Genomic DNA, 14,935 nt, shown 5'->3' on the forward strand with positions numbered 1-14,935 from the left:
GTTGTCATCTCGGGTCGCGGACCTCGCGCGACAGGCCGGGGCTCCGCGTGCTAGCTCGCGCTGGGTTCAGGATACGGCGCGCTCTTAGCAGGGCGTTGGCCGAAAGGCACGGGGCAGGGCGGCATGGCGATGATGCGCGCGATCGGATTGATGAGCGGCACCTCGCTGGACGGCGTCGACATCGCGCTGATCGAGACGGACGGCGAGCGGGTCCACGTGGTCAAGGGCCACAACAACTTCCTGGAGCCGCTCGGGCCCACCGGCTATCGCGGCTACGCGGACGACGAGAAGGCGCTGCTGCGCGCCGCGACCAAGGATGCCGAGTCCGTGCTCCATCCCGGAGACCGGCCGGGTCGGCTGCCCGACGCGGAGGTGTTCGTCACGCAGGCCCATGCCGAGGCGGTGGAGCGCTTCCTGTCGGAAAACGCTATCGCGGCGTCCGACGTCGACGTGATCGGCTTCCACGGCCAGACCGTCATCCACCGGCCGGACCAGCGGATCTCCATCCAGATCGGCGACGGGCAGGCGCTCGCGACCCGGCTCGGGATCCCGGTGGTCTCGGACCTGCGCCGGGCCGACATCGAGGCGGGCGGGCAGGGGGCGCCGCTGGTGCCGGTGTTCCACAAGGCCCTGGCCGAGGCCTCCGGTTTCGACGGTCCCTTCGGGATCCTGAACATCGGCGGCGTCGCCAACGCCACGCTGATCGACTCGAAGGGCGGCGTCATCGCGTTCGACACGGGTCCCGGCAACGCACTCATCGACGAGTGGATGCAGGAGCGCGAAGGCAAGAACCTCGACGACGGCGGCCGCACCGCCGCCCGCGGCCGGCCGGACGAGCAGCTCCTCGCCTGGCTCCTGACCCATCCGTTCTTCTTCCGCCGGCCGCCGAAGTCGCTGGACCGCAACTGGTTCTCGCACAAGCTGGCGGGCCAGCTCTCCACCGAGGACGGGGCTGCGACGCTCACCGCCTTCACCGCGCGGGCGGTGGCGCGCGCCCTCGACCACGCTCCGGAGATTCCCACCCGCTGGATCGTCGCGGGCGGCGGCGCGCGCAACGGCGAGCTCGTGCGGCTGCTGAACTACCATCTGCGCGCCGAGATCACGACCGCGGACGCCATCGGATGGTCGTCGGCCTACCTTGAGGCCCAGGCCTTCGCCTACCTGGCGGTGCGCTCGCTCAAGGGTCTGCCGATCACGCTGCCGTCGACCACCGGGGTGCGCGAGCCGATGACCGGCGGGGTGCTGGCGCGGCCGTGAGCCTCGGCTACGCGCTCCGGCGGATCATCGAGGAATACCCGCTCGCCCGGCTCGACCCACCCGCCGGGCACCCGCTCGCGGCCGTCATCCGCAAGGGCGCCCCGGACGAGCTGCGCGGCGCCCTCGCCGGGATCGACGGGCCGTTCCTCGTGAAGGGCAGCCCGGGGCGCGGCAGCAACTGGGCCGCCGTCCCGTGGCTCGCGATCTTCGATCCCGCGATCACCACCAGCGCGACCCGGGGCTACTACCTCGTCTACCTGTTCCCGGCGCACCGCGAGGCGGTGCACCTGTCTCTCGCACAGGGGACCGTGGCGGCGATCCGCCAGCACGGCGCCGGCGCGGGCGATCATCTCCGGACCAGCGGCACGATGCTCCGGAGGCGCCTCGCCGATTTCGCCGAGCGCCTCCCGAACCGGACCATCGGTCTCGGCACGGCCGGCGAATTGCCGGAGGGCTACGAGGCGGCGCACATCCTGGGCATCACCTACGAACGCGACGCCCTGCAGGATGAGCGGCGGCTGCGCGCCGATCTCGCCGTGGCCGTCGCGGCCTACCGGGCGTTGACGGCGCGGGGCGGGCTCGGGAACGAAAGACGGTCCGGCTCGGATCTCGTCGACGAAGGATAGAGCGCCAGTTGCGCGCGGGTCACGCGTCTCTCCTGCGAGCAAAAATGGACGACGCTTCCAGCGGCCACGCATGAGTCGCGCCCTTGGACAGCTCGCTCTTTCCGTCGGAACCGACGACGCGATCCGTTCTGATCGCGAACGAACGCACCAAACTCACGGCCACGTACGTCTACGCGATAGCGGGATCGATCTTTACGGTCGGCGGTCTCGCCCAGATCTTGGCGGTGCTTGACACGTCCAGTCCGCCGGGCCTTCCGGCGCCGGCGATCGTCGGTATCGCCGAGATCGGCTGGGTCACCGGCGGCACCTTACATGACGCGGCGAGGCGGTCTCTGAAGGAGCGACACGGATGAGCGGGCTCGATATCCTCGTCCTGCTCAGCGTTCCAGCAGCCGCCCTCGTCCTCGGCTTCGGAGCTCATGACGCCCGGTGGGCGGACGCGCGCTGAGGAACGCGCAGAGCGCGTGCAATCGGGTCGCGCCGATCCGGTTCGGCGGTGTGCCTTGGATCTGTGCCGCTGTTTGTGCCCCCGCCGCTCCCGCGCTAAGGCAGCCGCGCCATGTCGCACAACACCTTCGGCCACCTGTTCCGCGTCACGACCTTCGGCGAGAGCCACGGGCTCGCGCTCGGGTGCGTGATCGACGGCAGCCCCCCCGGCCTGCCCCTCGAGGCCGAAGAGATCCAGGCGGAACTCGACCGGCGCAAACCCGGCCAGTCCCGCTTCACCACGCAGCGCCGCGAGCCCGACCAGGTGCGGATCCTGTCGGGCGTGTTTTCGGACGACCGGACCGGCGGGCGACAGCTCACCACCGGCACGCCGATCGCCCTGATGATCGAGAACACCGACCAGCGCTCGAAGGACTATTCCGAGATCCGCGACAGCTACCGGCCGGGCCACGCCGACTACACCTACGACGCCAAGTACGGGATTCGCGACTATCGCGGCGGCGGCCGCTCCTCCGCCCGGGAGACCGCGGCGCGGGTCGCGGCCGGCGCCGTGGCCCGCAAGGTCATCCCGGGCTTCACGATCCGGGCCGCCCTGGTCCAGATGGGCCCGCACGCCATCGACCGGTCGCGCTGGGACTGGGCGGAGACCGGCAACAACCCGTTCTTCTGCCCCGACGCCGAGACCGCGGCCTTCTACGAGACTTATCTGGACGGGATCCGCAAGGATGGCTCCTCCGTCGGTGCCGTGATCGAGGTCGTGGCCGAGGGCGTGCCGCCGGGCCTCGGCGCGCCGGTCTATGGCAAGCTCGACGCCGATCTCGCCGCTGCCATGATGTCGATCAACGCCGTGAAGGGCGTCGAGATCGGCGACGGTTTCGCCGCGGCCGCCCTGCGGGGCGAGGACAATGCCGACGAGATGCGGGCCGGCAACGGCGGGCGTCCGCGCTTCCTGGCCAACCACGCCGGCGGCATCCTGGGCGGCATCTCCAACGGCGAGCCGGTGGTGGTGCGCTTCGCCGTGAAGCCGACCTCCTCGATCCTGACGCCGCGCCGGTCGGTCACCCGCGGCGGCGACGAGGTGGACCTGGTCACAAAGGGCCGCCATGACCCCTGCGTCGGCATCCGCGCCGTGCCGGTGGCGGAGGCCATGATGGCCTGCGTGCTCGCCGATCACTATCTGCGCCATCGCGGGCAGGTCGGTCAGCTCCCCTGATCCCGGCCCTGACCCCAACGCTCCGAGAATGCCCGTGCCCCATTGCACCGTCACCGAGGCCATCGCGGCCTTCGCCAAGGGCGAGATCGTCGTCGTCACCGACGACGACGACCGCGAGAACGAGGGCGACCTCGTCGTCGCGGCCTCGCTGTGCACGCCCGAGAAGATGGCGTTCATCATCCGCAACACCTGCGGCATCGTCTGCGCGCCGCTCACGCAGAGCGAGGCGCGCCGCCTGCACCTCGCCCCGATGGTGGCCTCGAACGATGCGCCGCTCGGCACCGCGTTCACGGTCACGGTGGACGTCAAGCACGGGCTCACCACGGGCATCTCGGCGGAACAGCGCTGCAACACCGTGCGGGCGCTCGCCAACGGCAACATGGGCGCGGGCGACTTCGTACGGCCCGGCCACGTCTTCCCGCTGATCGCCCGGGACGGCGGCGTCCTGATGCGTTCGGGCCATACCGAGGCCGCGGTCGACCTGTGCAAGCTGGCCGAGCTGCCGCCGGTCGGGGTGATCTGCGAACTCGCCAACGACGACGGCACCGTGATGAAGGGGCCGCAGATCGACGCGTTCGCCGACGCGCACGGGCTGAAGCGGGTCTCGGTGGCCGATCTCATCGCCTATCGGCAGGCGCGGGACCGGCTGGTGGAGCGGGTCGGGCATTTCCAGGTCCGGTCGAATCACGGCGACGTGGACGCCTACGCGTTCTCGACGCCGTTCGAGTCGATCCAGCAATTCGCCTTCGTAATGGGCGAGATCGGCGACGGCCGGGACGTGCTGGTGCGCCTGCACCGCTCGAACGTCGCCGCCGACGTGATCGGCGGCGGCAAGCAGATCGACGCGGTGCTGAAGCGGTTCGCGTCCGTCGGGCGCGGCGTCCTGGTCTATCTCCGGGACGGCACCGCGGGCGTGCCGATGAAGAGCGCCACAGACGAGGGCACGGAAGCGCAGCGCGCGCGGCAGTGGCGCGAGGTCGGGCTTGGGGCGCAGATCCTGCGCGACCTCGGCGTGGTCTCGTTCCGCAACCTCGCGACCTCGTCCCGGTCCTATGTCGGGTTGTCGGGGTTCGGCATCGAGCACCTCGGGGACGAGCCGCTGGAGGGCTGAGGGGCCGTCAGGCGCGCCGCAGGATCGTCCAGCAGGCCGCGCCGGCCATGATCGCGGCGGCGCTTCTGTTGAGCCGGATCCTGAAGGCCGGCCGCTTCAGGGAGTCGCGCGCCCGGGCCGCCAGGGCCGCGTAGGGCGTCATCACCGTCACGAGGACCAGGGTGGTGACCGAGACCAGTCGGACGAAGTCGCCGCCCGACACGCCCGCGAGATCGACGAGGGTCGGCAGGACGGCGAGGTAGAAGACGATCGTCTTCGGATTGGCCAGCGTGACGGTCAGTCCGGCGACGAAGCTGGCGCGCGGGCTGTCGGCGGCCCCGGTCTCGATCCCCTCGGCGGAGCCGGCCGAACGCCAGAGCCGGACCGCCAGGTAGGCGAGGTACAGACCGGCGCAGACGCGGACGACGGTGAACACGGTGCCGAGCGTTTCGGCGATGAGGGCGAGCCCGAAGGTCGCGGCGGCCAGGAAAGCTAGATCCCCGAGGATCAGCCCGACCATGAAGGCCATGGCCGCCCGGAACCCGGAGCCGAGGGCGCGCGCCACCAGAGCCACCACACCGGGACCCGGGACGGCCGCCGCCACGCCGAGAGCCAGCGCATAGGTGAGATGGCCGGCGACCGTCATCCCCGGTCGTCTGACCGGATGGACCGCGACGACGCGACATCGCTCCACGACCGTATCGCCCGCAAGCTTCGTTTTCGCCGCAGCATCGGTTCGAGCCTCCGGAAGCGTCACGATTAGCGCGCGCCCGCCGCGGACCGCAACCGGATGCCGAACCGGCCTCCGGCGGACCGAAACGCCGCTGCCGATGCCGCGCCACACCGGGCCCTCGGAGCCGATGCGATCAGGCGCCTTGAGCCGATGGTCCTGGATTTTTGCCCGCGAGAGGCGTCCGTCAGCGCCCCATCAGGGCGTCGACATGCGCGGCGACGGACTTCGCCAGGCCTTCCAGGCTGTAGCCGCCCTCCAGGACCGAGACAATCCGGCCGCCGGCGCACCGATCCGCCAGGTCCATGAGGCGGCGCGTCGCCCAGCCGAAATCCTCGGCCTCCAGGCGGAGATTCGCCAGCGGATCGAGGCGGTGGGCGTCGAAGCCCGCCGAGATCACGATCACGTCCGGCCGGAAGCTCTCCAGGCGCGAGAGGATGCCGGCCTCGAACGCCTCGCGGAACACCGCGCCGTCGTCGTTCGGTCGGAGCGGAACGTTGACGATCGTGTCCTTCTCGCCCCGCTCGGAGGCCGAGCCCGATCCGGGAAACAGGGGCATCTGGTGCGTCGAGCAGTAGAGCACCGTGGCGTCGTCCCAGAAGATGTCCTGGCTGCCGTTGCCGTGATGGACGTCCCAGTCGACCAGCGCCACGCGTTCCGCGCCGTGCTTCTCCCGGGCGTAGCGGGCCGCGATGGCGGCATGGTTGAACAGGCAGAAGCCCATCGACCGCGTCCGCTCGGCGTGATGGCCCGGCGGGCGCATCGCCACGAAGGCGTTGCGGCACTCGCCGGCCATGACCGCATCGAGGGCGTGGGTGGCACCGCCGATGGCACGGAGGGTCGCCTCGAGGCTTCCGGGGGACAGGATGGTGTCGGAGTCGATCGCCACCATGCCGTGCTCCGGCACGGCGGCCACGAGGGCGTCGACGTAGGCGCGGGGATGGGCCAGCGCGGCGGTCTCGACCGCGGCCCGGGGTGCCGAGGCGCGCACCAACCCGACGAAGCGTTCGTCCTCCAGCGCGCGCTCGACGGCGCGCATCCGTGCCGGCCGCTCAGGGTGTCCCTCGGGGACCTCGTGGTCGAAACTGGCGGGATGGCTCACGTACAGGGTTGTCAAGACGATCGCTCCCGGATGCCGACCTGTCGCGCCCCCGCAACAGGAGCCGGCAATGTGCCATGGGCGCGCCGCGCGGACTACGGCCCGGTGCCCGCGCCTCTTATGATTGACCGAATCTTCCGTTGGACAGGTCCGCGAGCCCGCACTGTCCAATATCCAGAACGGTCTTCAAGGCGGATCGATGCGCATCATCCCGATTATCGCCTGCGTGCTGTGCCTGGCGGGCTGCAACTTCAAAGGCGTGCCCGATCCGGCCCTCTCGGCTCGGGACGCCGCCTTCATGGCGCTCGTCCCGGATGCGGAGTTCGATCCGCATTTCGCCCGGTACCAGGTGAGCGACCCGACGCAGCAGCCGCCCGGCACCATCGTGGTGGAGACGCGGGAGCGCCAACTCTACCTCGTCCTGCCGGACGGCAAGGCGATCCGCTACGGCGTCTCGGTGGGCGACGAGGCCTATGGCTGGACCGGCACCGCCACGGTCGACCGCAAGGCCGAGTGGCCGGCTTGGAACCCGCCGGCCGAGATGATCAAGCGCTGGCCGCACGTCCACGCCATGCAGGGCGGCCCGATGAACCCGCTCGGCGCCCGGGCCCTCTACCTGTCGGACCACGGCAAGGACACGCTCTACCGGATCCACGGCACCAACGAGCCGGAGAAGATCGGGCAGGCGGTCTCGTCGGGCTGCATCCGCATGCGCAACATCGACGTGGTCGATCTCTTCAATCGCGTCCCCGTCGGTGCCACGGTCATCGTCCGGTAACGCAACCGGTCAACGTCCCAATAAGCCTGCTTGCTCGTGAGGTGTTTACCTGAACTCCCGTTCAGATCTGGCCATTAACCTCTGGCAGGGAAGCCGTCCCGTAAGTTGAAGACACACAGGGACAAGCACCGGCCGCAGCAAAGGTCGGGGAGGCAGGCAACCATGACCATGATTTCCGTTCAACAGTTCTGCAACCATGCGGTCTCGGCCGGCGCCATCAGCGACGAGGACCTGCAGGTCCTGAAGCGCGACGTCCTGCCGGACGGGCTCATGAGCCGCGAGGAGGCGGACCTGCTGATCGCCCTCGAGCGGGCCGTGATCGGATCCGAGGCCTTCGCCGACTTCCTCGTGGCCTCCGTCGTCGACTTCGCCGTATGGGGCACCCGGCCGACGGGCTACATCGACCGCGATGTGGCGGCCTGGCTCGGCGCCACGCTCAGCGGCCGCGACGGTCCGAGCGCGGTCGCCGCCCGAATCGCCATGGAGATCGTCCGCGAGGCGCAGGGCAGCGCCGAATCGCTGATGATCTTCGCCCTGGAGGCCAACCGCCAGATCCGCGACGCGGCGCATCCGGTGCGCTCGACCTTCGCCCTCGCCGCCTGAGGGTTCGACAAAGGCGCAGCTTCCGTCCGTCGCACAACTGATCTATCGGGACTGTCAAGCCGGTCGCAATCCGGCGATCTCGAAAGCAGTGCGACAGCGATGTTCGACAAGATCCTGATTGCCAACCGGGGCGAAATCGCCTGCCGGGTGATCAAGACCGCACGGAAGATGGGCATCAGGACCGTGGCGGTCTACTCGGATGCCGACCGCGACGCCGTGCACGTCGCGATGGCCGACGAGGCGGTCCATATCGGCCCCGCCGCAGCGTCGGAATCGTATCTCGTCATCGATAAGATCGTCGAGGCCTGCAGGAAGACGGGCGCGCAGGCCGTGCACCCCGGCTACGGATTCCTGTCCGAGCGCGAGGCTTTTCCGAAGGCGCTCGAAGCCGCCGGCATCGTGTTCATCGGGCCCAACCCCGCCGCCATCGCCGCGATGGGCGACAAGATCGAGTCGAAGAAGGCGGCGGCCTTGGCCGACGTCTCCACCGTGCCGGGCTTCCTCGGCGTGATCGAATCGCCCGAGCAGGCCAAGACGATCGCCGACGAGATCGGCTACCCGGTCATGATCAAGGCCTCTGCGGGCGGCGGCGGCAAGGGCATGCGCATCGCCTTCTCGGCCGACGAGGTGGCGGAAGGCTTCGCCCGCGCGCGGTCCGAGGCGGCGTCGTCCTTCGGCGACGACCGGGTCTTCATCGAGAAATTCATCACCGATCCGCGCCACATCGAGATCCAGCTGATCGGCGATAAGCACGGCAACGTCGTGTATCTCGGCGAGCGGGAGTGCTCGATCCAGCGGCGCAATCAGAAAGTGATCGAGGAGGCGCCGTCGCCGCTCCTCGACAAGAAGACCCGCCGGAAGATGGGTGAGCAGGCCGTCGCCCTCGCCAAGGCGGTGAAGTACGATTCCGCCGGCACCGTCGAGTTCGTCGCCGGTCAGGACAAGTCGTTCTACTTCCTGGAGATGAACACCCGGCTCCAGGTGGAGCATCCGGTCACCGAGATGATCACCGGCGTCGACCTCGTCGAGCTGATGATCCGGGTCGCGGCCGGCGAGAAGCTGCCGATCACCCAGGACGACGTGAAGCTCAACGGCTGGGCGGTGGAGAGCCGCGTCTACGCCGAGGATCCGACCCGCAACTTCCTGCCCTCGATCGGGCGCCTGACGACCTACCGCCCCCCCGAGGAGGGTCGGAACGGCAAGGCGATCGTGCGCAACGATACCGGCGTGGAGGAGGGCGGCGAGATCGCGATCCACTACGATCCGATGATCGCCAAGCTGGTCACCTGGGCACCGACCCGGCCCGAGGCGATCAGCGCGCAGGCCGAGGCGCTGGACGCGTTCGCCATCGACGGCATCCGCCACAACATCCCATTCCTGTCGGCGCTGATGGCGCATCCGCGCTGGCAGGAGGGGAACCTGTCCACGGGCTTCATCGCCGAGGAATTTCCGGAGGGCTTCACCGCGCCGGAGCCCGCCGGGCAGGTTGCGATCCGCATGATGGCCGCGGCGGCGGCCATCGACCACAAGCTCAATCAGCGCAAACGCGGCATCTCGGGCCAGATGCGCGCCCCGGGGCTGTTCGCCTTCGAGCGCGACCGCGTGGTGATCCTGGCCGGCCAGTCCTACCCGGTCACCGTGGAGCCCGAGGGCGAAGACCTGCAGGTGACCCAGGAGGACGGCACGGCGCTGACGGTGGCGAGCGCGTGGCGCCCGGGCGAGCCGGTCTGGATCGGCACGATCGGATCCGAGCGGGTCGCGATCCAGGTGCGCAGCCTGCTCAACGGCGTCGCCCTGCAGCATGCCGGCGCCGCGGCCGAGGCCCGCGTCTACACCCGGCGGGAGGCGGAGCTGGCCGCGCTCATGCCCGTCAAGGAGCAGGCGGGCTCCGGCAAGCAGGTGCTCTGCCCGATGCCGGGCCTCGTGAAGCAGATCCTGGTCTCCGAAGGGCAGGAGGTGAAGACCGGCGAGCCGATCGCGATCGTCGAGGCGATGAAGATGGAGAACATGCTCCGGGCCGAGCGCGACGCGAAGGTGGCGAAGATCCACGCCAAGGAGGGCGACAGCCTCGCGGTCGACGCGGTGATCCTGGAATTCGCCTGAACGCCGAGGGGCGTTCGGCGTGCGTTCGGTTCACGACGAGCAGACGAAGCTGATCGCCACCGCGCCGAACAGCATTGCGGCGGCGCCCGTCGTCATCGGCGTGGTCACGCCGGTGACCGCCATCAGCCTCGAGATCCCGAATGCGCCACCGATGAAGGGCGGCACGGCGCCGTTCGCGTCGATATGGCTTTCCGCCGGCATCGGTTTACCGTCTCCGGCACGGCGTGCTTACCGGGGTCTCAGGCCATGAGATCGGGTGAGAACTTCGTGACTGTCGTCATTCCGGCGGTCGTCCTGGCCGTCGCCTGCGTTGCCGTACTCCTCGACGCGCGCGCGGCGCGGCGCATGCGGCGCAGAGTCTCTCCTCCATCCCTGTCGCGGATATGCCCCTCTATTTCGCCTACGGCGCCAACATGGATGCCGCCGCGATGGCCCAGCGATGCCCGGTCTCGCGGCTGATCGGTGGCGGGCATCTGCCGCGACACCGTTTCATCGTGATGCGCGAGGGCTACGCCTCGGTGATCCGCGATGCCCGACGCACCGTCTGGGGCGTGCTGTGGGAACTCGATAGTGCCGACATCCCGGCCCTCGACCGATATGAGGGCGTCGCGGGCGGGCTCTACACCAAGGCGACCCTGCCGGTCAGGACCCGGGACGGCGTCCGGCGCGCGCTGATCTATCTCGGAGGCTCCACGGCGCCAGGCCGACCACGGCCGGGCTACCTCGATTCGGTCCTGGCGGCGGCGCGCGCCGCGCAACTGCCACCGTCCTACATCAGGGAACTCAGCGCTTGGGCGCGGGGCCGGCCGGCCTGAGGGCTGCGCAACTGGTACGCGACATGCTTGCCCACGATCGAGCTGGCGGGCGAAGTCCTGCACCGCGCCCGGCCAGCTATCCATGATTGCGCAGGGCGCCCGTCGGTCAACGACGATCGGCGTGCGTCCGCGAGGGAGAGTTCCGCATGTCGTATCTGGCGCCCGCCGATTTCGTGAAGAAGGCCGTCGACTCTGGAGAGGCGAAGGTCTTCATGGCCACCAAAGACACTTTCATCCGGGCCTACATGGCCGGCGCGATCCTGGCACTGGCCGCCGCCTTCGCGGTCACCATCAACCAGACCACCGGCCAGCCGCTCGTGGGCGCGCTGCTGTTCCCGGTCGGCTTCTCGATGCTGTACCTGCTGGGCTACGACCTGTTCACCGGCGTCTGCGTGCTCACGCCGCTCGCGCTGATCGACAAGCGGCCGGGCGTGACGGTGGCGGGTGTCGCCCGCAACTGGGTGCTGGTGTTCTTCGGCAACTTCGCGGGCGCGCTGACCACCGCCTTCATGATGGCGATCGTCTTCACCTTCGGCTTCGCCACGGAGCCGAACGCCGTCGGCAAGGTCATCGCCGGGATCGGCGAGGCCCGGACCCTCGGCTACGAGAAGTACGGCGCCTCGGGCATGCTGACGCTCTTCGTCCGCGCCATGATGTGCAACTGGATGGTCTCCACCGGCGTCATCGGCGCGATGCTGTCGACCTCGGTGCCCGGCAAGGTGATCGCCATGTGGATGCCGATCACGGTCTTCTTCTTCATGACGTTCGAGCACTCGGTGGTGAACATGTTCCTGTTCCCGTCGGCGATCCTCATGGGCGGCCACCTGACCATCATGGATTACCTGATCTGGAACGAGATCCCGACCCTGATCGGCAACATCGTCGGCGGCCTCGCCTTCACCGGCCTGATGCTCTACGCCACCCATGTTCGGACCGGCGTGACCCGCACGGCGTCGATCGAGTCGGGCGTCCGTCGTCCGATGGCGGCCGAGTAACGACAGAGGGCCCGCGCCTCCGCGCGGGCCGCGTCGCGGCGCTGACGGGACGGACACCTCCCGGCGTCCGCCCCTCGCCGCAGCGGCAGGCGTCGGACCTCGACTGCCCGTTCCGCCGAACCGCCGCGCAGACCGTCCTGCAACCGGGACCGCAGGGACATCGGCGCAGGCCCGACGGTCGGGCTTGATCGCCCGGACGTCCTGTCGCAAGACGCCATCCTGCACCGTGGCACGAGCCGGTCGGGAGTGACTCCAGGATGGGCGTGACGCGGACCGTCTCCGTCATCATCAGGGGCCGTGTCCAGGGCGTATCGTATCGCGCCTGGACCCAGGCCGAAGCCCGCGCTCGCGGGCTCCGCGGCTTCGTGCGCAACCGTGATGACGGCTCGGTCGAGGGGATGTTCAGCGGCTCGCCGGACGCCGTTGCCGCGATGACGACGCTGTGCCGTTCGGGTCCGCCCGGCGCCCGCGTCACCGACGTCGAGGTGCGCGAGCGCCACGACATCGCGGCGCCGGACGGGTTCGACATCCTCCGGGGTTAGCGCCGGGCGAGGCCGGGGCGCACGAGCCACGCGGGTTCTGAACCGGCGCGCGGGCTGGTATGGCACGGCAGCCCAAAGTGAACCCGCCGTCCGGAGATCATGAACGACCTGTCCGTCAGCAACACCGCCTTCTCGCCTCTGGATCTCGGGGCGCTCCTCTACTTCATCCTCGCCTGGATGGCTTACGGGCTCTCGGTGGGCCGGCTGCGCGGACGCATGGTGTCGCTCAGCCAGATCATGAACGGCCACCGGTACAACTGGACGCGGCAGATCATCGGACGCGAGAACCGGGTGGTGGACACCCAGATCAACGCGTCCCTCCAGAACGGCACCGCCTTCTTCGCCTCGACCTCCCTCATCGCCCTCGGCTCGGTACTCACCCTGTCGCGCTCCGGCGACGATGTGCTCAACCTCTTCGCGACGCTGCCCTTCGGCACGGTGGCGAACCGGCTCACCTGGGAACTGAAGGTCGCCGGACTGGCGGTTGTCTTCGTGTACGCCTTCTTCAAGTTCGCCTGGGCCTATCGGCTGTTCAACTACGCGGCCATCCTGCTCGGAGCCGTGCCTCCGAAGGGGTCCGGGGCGAGCGAGACCGAGATGATGCGGGCGGTCCGCCGTCTGGCGGCCATGAACGTGAGTGCCGGGCGGCATTTCGCCCGCGGACAGCGGGCCTTCTTCTTCGCGCTGGCCTATCTCGGCTGGTTCGTGAGCCCCTACGTCCTCGTCGTCTCGACGACGGCGGTCGTGATCATCATGTGGCGGCGGCAATTCGCCTCCGAGATCCGCAAGGCGCTGCTCGAGGCGGGCGAGGGGCCTCACGAGGGCCCGTTCCCGGATGCGGACGAGGAACCCTGATATGACCGACGAGAGACCCGACGACGCGGCGATCGAGACGACGATGCTCGGCCTCGTGGCGGAGCGCGGCGCGGACAAGACCGTCTGCCCGTCGGAGGTGGCCCGCGCGCTCGGCGGCCCGCATCCGGACGGCTGGGGTCCGCTGATGCAGCCCGTCCGCCGGGTCGCGGTCCGCCTCGCCCATGCGGGCCGGATCGCGATCCTGCGCAAGGGGAAGCCCGTCGACCCCGACGATTTCCGCGGGATCTACCGGCTCGGCTGGCCGCCGGGCGCCTGGGGACCCGGCAGCAGCTCGGGCGTGTAGCCGGACCATCGGTAGACCGCGAGGCCGATCCACTCCTTCACGACGAGGTCGAGCTGGAGCAGACCCTCCGAGGCGAAGCCGTTGAAGCGGGCCGCATCCCCCCAGCCGCGGGTCCGGTAATCCACCGGATAGGCATCGACCGTGAAACCGGCCTGGCGGAAGCAGCCGATGGCCCGGGGCATGTGCCACGCCGAGGTCACGAGGAGCCAGCGTTCCCCGGGTTTCGGCTGGACCAGCGCCGCCGTGAACGCGGCGTTCTCGTGCGTGTTGCGCGAGCGGTTCTCCAGGATCAGGCGCGTGCGCGGGACCCCGATGACGTCGGCCTGACGGCTGACGATGTCGGCCTCGGCGATGCCGCCGCCGATGAATCCGCTCCCGCCGGAGAACACGAGGCGCGCGCCGGGGTAGCGTCGGGCGAGATCGGCGAAGTAGATCGGGCGCTCCCCGGCATCGTTGACGATGACCTGCGCGCGCGCCTCGGACAGGCCGGCCTCGATGCCGCCGCCCAGGACGATGATCCCCGCCGGGGCGGGGCCGTCGCCCGGATCGGCGGCGAAGCGCTGCTCCAGCGGCAGAAGCAGCGCCTCGGAGACCGGCGACAATCCCCCAGCGGCGAGGCCGAGGGCGCCGAACGCCGCCAGCCCGATGCCGGTCCGGCGCAGCGGCGTCGCCGCCGCCATCAGCAGGCCGGCGAGACCGGTGAAGATGAACAGGTTCGAGGGGGTGATCAGGAAGTAGACCACCTTCGAGAGCGGGAAGAACACGGCGTTCAGGCCGGCTTCGTGTCGGCCTCGAACCGCGCGAGCGCCGCGGCATCCGGCGGCAGGAGGCGCGCAAGGCTCTCGCCGCGCTCGACCTCGCGCTGGATCCACAGATCGAGGCGCTGCTGCTCCACGGTCTCCAGGGCGATCCGCTCGGCCAGCGCCGCCGGCAGCGTGACGAGGCCTCCGTCCCCGCAGACGACGATGTCGCCCGGATGGAACGCGGCGCCGCCGCACGCGACGGGCTGCTGGCTCGCCACGAGGGCCAGGGTGCCGCCCGCCGCCTCCGGGGCGCACCAGAGCGGCACGCCGATCTCCTGCGGCAGGGCGGCATCGGTGACCAGTCCGACCGCGCCGCGGCGGGCGAGCCGCGCCGACAGGATCGGTCCGAAGGGGAGGGCGAGCCCCGAGCCGGCGGCATCGATCACCACCACCGCGCCCTCAGGGACCGCGTCGATCGCGGCGGCGAGATCGCCCACGGCGTCGTCGCGGGCCGGGATCATCCGCAGCGTATAGGCCTCGCCGATCGCGACGCCGCCGCGGCCGGACAGGCCGCGCGGGCTGAAGGCTCTGACGCCGGCCCGGGTCAGGGCGCGGGCGAGGCTCGCCGGCGTCACGGCGGAGAGCGCGTCGCGCAGGGTCGGATCGATCGCCATCGGGGGCTCCTATGGGGCGGCCCCGGTCCGGGTCGCGCCGGGCCGGGGTGGATTCTGCCAA

18 protein-coding genes are annotated in these 14,935 nt (G+C 70.1%); 13 read left to right on the forward strand and 5 right to left on the reverse strand.

Translation table 11 applies throughout. The features are described from left to right. The first annotated feature begins 123 nt into the window (after nt 1-123). The 5 genes from MKL01_RS25940 (at nt 124) to ribB (ending at nt 4,654) form a co-directional block, all read left to right on the forward strand. Nucleotides 124-1,257 carry an anhydro-N-acetylmuramic acid kinase gene (locus MKL01_RS25940; RefSeq protein WP_243908045.1) on the forward strand — a complete coding sequence of 378 codons (1,134 nt, stop codon included), beginning with the start codon at nt 124-126 and terminating at the stop codon, nt 1,255-1,257. Further along, nucleotides 1,254-1,883 (forward strand): DUF3578 domain-containing protein, encoded by a 630-nt coding sequence (locus MKL01_RS25945; protein WP_243908046.1) that lies wholly within the window; start codon nt 1,254-1,256, stop codon nt 1,881-1,883. The genes MKL01_RS25940 and MKL01_RS25945 overlap by 4 nt, the downstream gene beginning before the upstream one ends. Before the next feature lie 83 nt (nt 1,884-1,966). Beyond that, entirely contained in the window at nt 1,967-2,236 is a 270-nt protein-coding gene (locus tag MKL01_RS25950; protein WP_243908047.1) for a hypothetical protein, read from the forward strand. A 206-nt stretch (nt 2,237-2,442) separates the two neighbouring features. Then, the gene (gene aroC / locus MKL01_RS25955; RefSeq protein WP_243908048.1) at nt 2,443-3,543 is read left to right on the forward strand and encodes a chorismate synthase; all 1,101 of its coding nucleotides are present in this window, start codon (nt 2,443-2,445) and stop codon (nt 3,541-3,543) included. A 34-nt stretch (nt 3,544-3,577) separates the two neighbouring features. Next, complete coding sequence (gene ribB / locus MKL01_RS25960) at nt 3,578-4,654, forward strand: 3,4-dihydroxy-2-butanone-4-phosphate synthase (RefSeq protein WP_243908049.1); 1,077 nt, start codon at nt 3,578-3,580, stop codon at nt 4,652-4,654. A gap of 7 nt (nt 4,655-4,661) precedes the next feature. Here ribB and MKL01_RS25965 read toward each other — a convergent pair whose 3' ends face one another. Next, a complete protein-coding gene (locus MKL01_RS25965) occupies nt 4,662-5,279 on the reverse strand; it encodes a LysE family translocator (protein WP_243908050.1) in 618 nt (205 codons plus the stop codon). A gap of 271 nt (nt 5,280-5,550) precedes the next feature. After that, nucleotides 5,551-6,480, reverse strand: coding sequence for a histone deacetylase family protein (locus tag MKL01_RS25970; protein WP_243908051.1), 930 nt, complete (start codon nt 6,478-6,480; stop codon nt 5,551-5,553). A 181-nt stretch (nt 6,481-6,661) separates the two neighbouring features. Here MKL01_RS25970 and MKL01_RS25975 point away from each other — a divergent pair, with 181 nt between their 5' ends. The 3 genes from MKL01_RS25975 (at nt 6,662) to MKL01_RS25985 (ending at nt 9,946) form a co-directional block, all read left to right on the forward strand. Beyond that, nucleotides 6,662-7,240, forward strand: coding sequence for a L,D-transpeptidase (locus tag MKL01_RS25975; protein WP_243908052.1), 579 nt, complete (start codon nt 6,662-6,664; stop codon nt 7,238-7,240). 162 nt (nt 7,241-7,402) lie between these two features. Then, nucleotides 7,403-7,843: a hypothetical protein gene (locus tag MKL01_RS25980; protein WP_243908053.1), complete on the forward strand. Its 441-nt coding sequence runs from the start codon at nt 7,403-7,405 to the stop codon at nt 7,841-7,843. 99 nt (nt 7,844-7,942) lie between these two features. Beyond that, nucleotides 7,943-9,946 carry an acetyl/propionyl/methylcrotonyl-CoA carboxylase subunit alpha gene (locus MKL01_RS25985; RefSeq protein WP_243908054.1) on the forward strand — a complete coding sequence of 668 codons (2,004 nt, stop codon included), beginning with the start codon at nt 7,943-7,945 and terminating at the stop codon, nt 9,944-9,946. A gap of 30 nt (nt 9,947-9,976) precedes the next feature. Here MKL01_RS25985 and MKL01_RS25990 read toward each other — a convergent pair whose 3' ends face one another. Then, complete coding sequence (locus MKL01_RS25990) at nt 9,977-10,147, reverse strand: hypothetical protein (RefSeq protein WP_243908055.1); 171 nt, start codon at nt 10,145-10,147, stop codon at nt 9,977-9,979. Nucleotides 10,148-10,329: 182 nt separating this feature from the next. On the opposite strand from MKL01_RS25990, the gene MKL01_RS25995 reads away from it, so the two are divergent. The 5 genes from MKL01_RS25995 (at nt 10,330) to MKL01_RS26015 (ending at nt 13,457) form a co-directional block, all read left to right on the forward strand. After that, nucleotides 10,330-10,761 carry a gamma-glutamylcyclotransferase family protein gene (locus MKL01_RS25995; RefSeq protein WP_243908056.1) on the forward strand — a complete coding sequence of 144 codons (432 nt, stop codon included), beginning with the start codon at nt 10,330-10,332 and terminating at the stop codon, nt 10,759-10,761. Nucleotides 10,762-10,907: 146 nt separating this feature from the next. Next, complete coding sequence (locus tag MKL01_RS26000) at nt 10,908-11,756, forward strand: formate/nitrite transporter family protein (RefSeq protein WP_243908057.1); 849 nt, start codon at nt 10,908-10,910, stop codon at nt 11,754-11,756. Nucleotides 11,757-12,013: 257 nt separating this feature from the next. Further along, nucleotides 12,014-12,298, forward strand: coding sequence for an acylphosphatase (locus MKL01_RS26005; RefSeq protein WP_243908058.1), 285 nt, complete (start codon nt 12,014-12,016; stop codon nt 12,296-12,298). Between the two features lie 99 nt (nt 12,299-12,397). Then, nucleotides 12,398-13,153 carry a DUF599 domain-containing protein gene (locus MKL01_RS26010; protein ID WP_243908059.1) on the forward strand — a complete coding sequence of 252 codons (756 nt, stop codon included), beginning with the start codon at nt 12,398-12,400 and terminating at the stop codon, nt 13,151-13,153. Between the two features lies 1 nt (nt 13,154). Next, nucleotides 13,155-13,457, forward strand: coding sequence for a DUF3253 domain-containing protein (locus MKL01_RS26015; protein ID WP_243908060.1), 303 nt, complete (start codon nt 13,155-13,157; stop codon nt 13,455-13,457). Here MKL01_RS26015 and MKL01_RS26020 read toward each other — a convergent pair. Then, on the reverse strand, nt 13,400-14,221 hold the full coding sequence (locus tag MKL01_RS26020) for a YdcF family protein (RefSeq protein ID WP_243908061.1): 822 nt from the start codon (nt 14,219-14,221) through the stop codon (nt 13,400-13,402). The two genes, MKL01_RS26015 and MKL01_RS26020, sit on opposite strands and share 58 nt — an antisense overlap. 5 nt (nt 14,222-14,226) lie before the next feature. Continuing rightward, nucleotides 14,227-14,874 (reverse strand): dimethylmenaquinone methyltransferase, encoded by a 648-nt coding sequence (locus MKL01_RS26025; protein WP_243908062.1) that lies wholly within the window; start codon nt 14,872-14,874, stop codon nt 14,227-14,229. Nucleotides 14,875-14,935: the final 61 nt, after the last annotated feature.

It is taken from the genome of Methylobacterium sp. J-070, assembly GCF_022829385.1.
In the GTDB taxonomy this organism is placed as follows: domain Bacteria; phylum Pseudomonadota; class Alphaproteobacteria; order Rhizobiales; family Beijerinckiaceae; genus Methylobacterium.

Coding starts and splice junctions, on each gene's coding strand:
- MKL01_RS25980 (WP_243908053.1), top strand. CDS start 7,403: ATGACCATGATTTCCGTTCAACAGTTCTGCAACCATGCGGTCTCGGCC.
- MKL01_RS26005 (WP_243908058.1), top strand. CDS start 12,014: ATGGGCGTGACGCGGACCGTCTCCGTCATCATCAGGGGCCGTGTCCAG.
- MKL01_RS26025 (WP_243908062.1), bottom strand. CDS start 14,874: ATGGCGATCGATCCGACCCTGCGCGACGCGCTCTCCGCCGTGACGCCG.
- MKL01_RS26010 (WP_243908059.1), top strand. CDS start 12,398: ATGAACGACCTGTCCGTCAGCAACACCGCCTTCTCGCCTCTGGATCTC.
- MKL01_RS25940 (WP_243908045.1), top strand. CDS start 124: ATGGCGATGATGCGCGCGATCGGATTGATGAGCGGCACCTCGCTGGAC.
- MKL01_RS25985 (WP_243908054.1), top strand. CDS start 7,943: ATGTTCGACAAGATCCTGATTGCCAACCGGGGCGAAATCGCCTGCCGG.
- MKL01_RS26015 (WP_243908060.1), top strand. CDS start 13,155: ATGACCGACGAGAGACCCGACGACGCGGCGATCGAGACGACGATGCTC.
- MKL01_RS25975 (WP_243908052.1), top strand. CDS start 6,662: ATGCGCATCATCCCGATTATCGCCTGCGTGCTGTGCCTGGCGGGCTGC.
- MKL01_RS25965 (WP_243908050.1), bottom strand. CDS start 5,279: ATGACGGTCGCCGGCCATCTCACCTATGCGCTGGCTCTCGGCGTGGCG.
- aroC (WP_243908048.1), top strand. CDS start 2,443: ATGTCGCACAACACCTTCGGCCACCTGTTCCGCGTCACGACCTTCGGC.
- MKL01_RS26000 (WP_243908057.1), top strand. CDS start 10,908: ATGTCGTATCTGGCGCCCGCCGATTTCGTGAAGAAGGCCGTCGACTCT.
- MKL01_RS25990 (WP_243908055.1), bottom strand. CDS start 10,147: ATGCCGGCGGAAAGCCATATCGACGCGAACGGCGCCGTGCCGCCCTTC.
- MKL01_RS25995 (WP_243908056.1), top strand. CDS start 10,330: ATGCCCCTCTATTTCGCCTACGGCGCCAACATGGATGCCGCCGCGATG.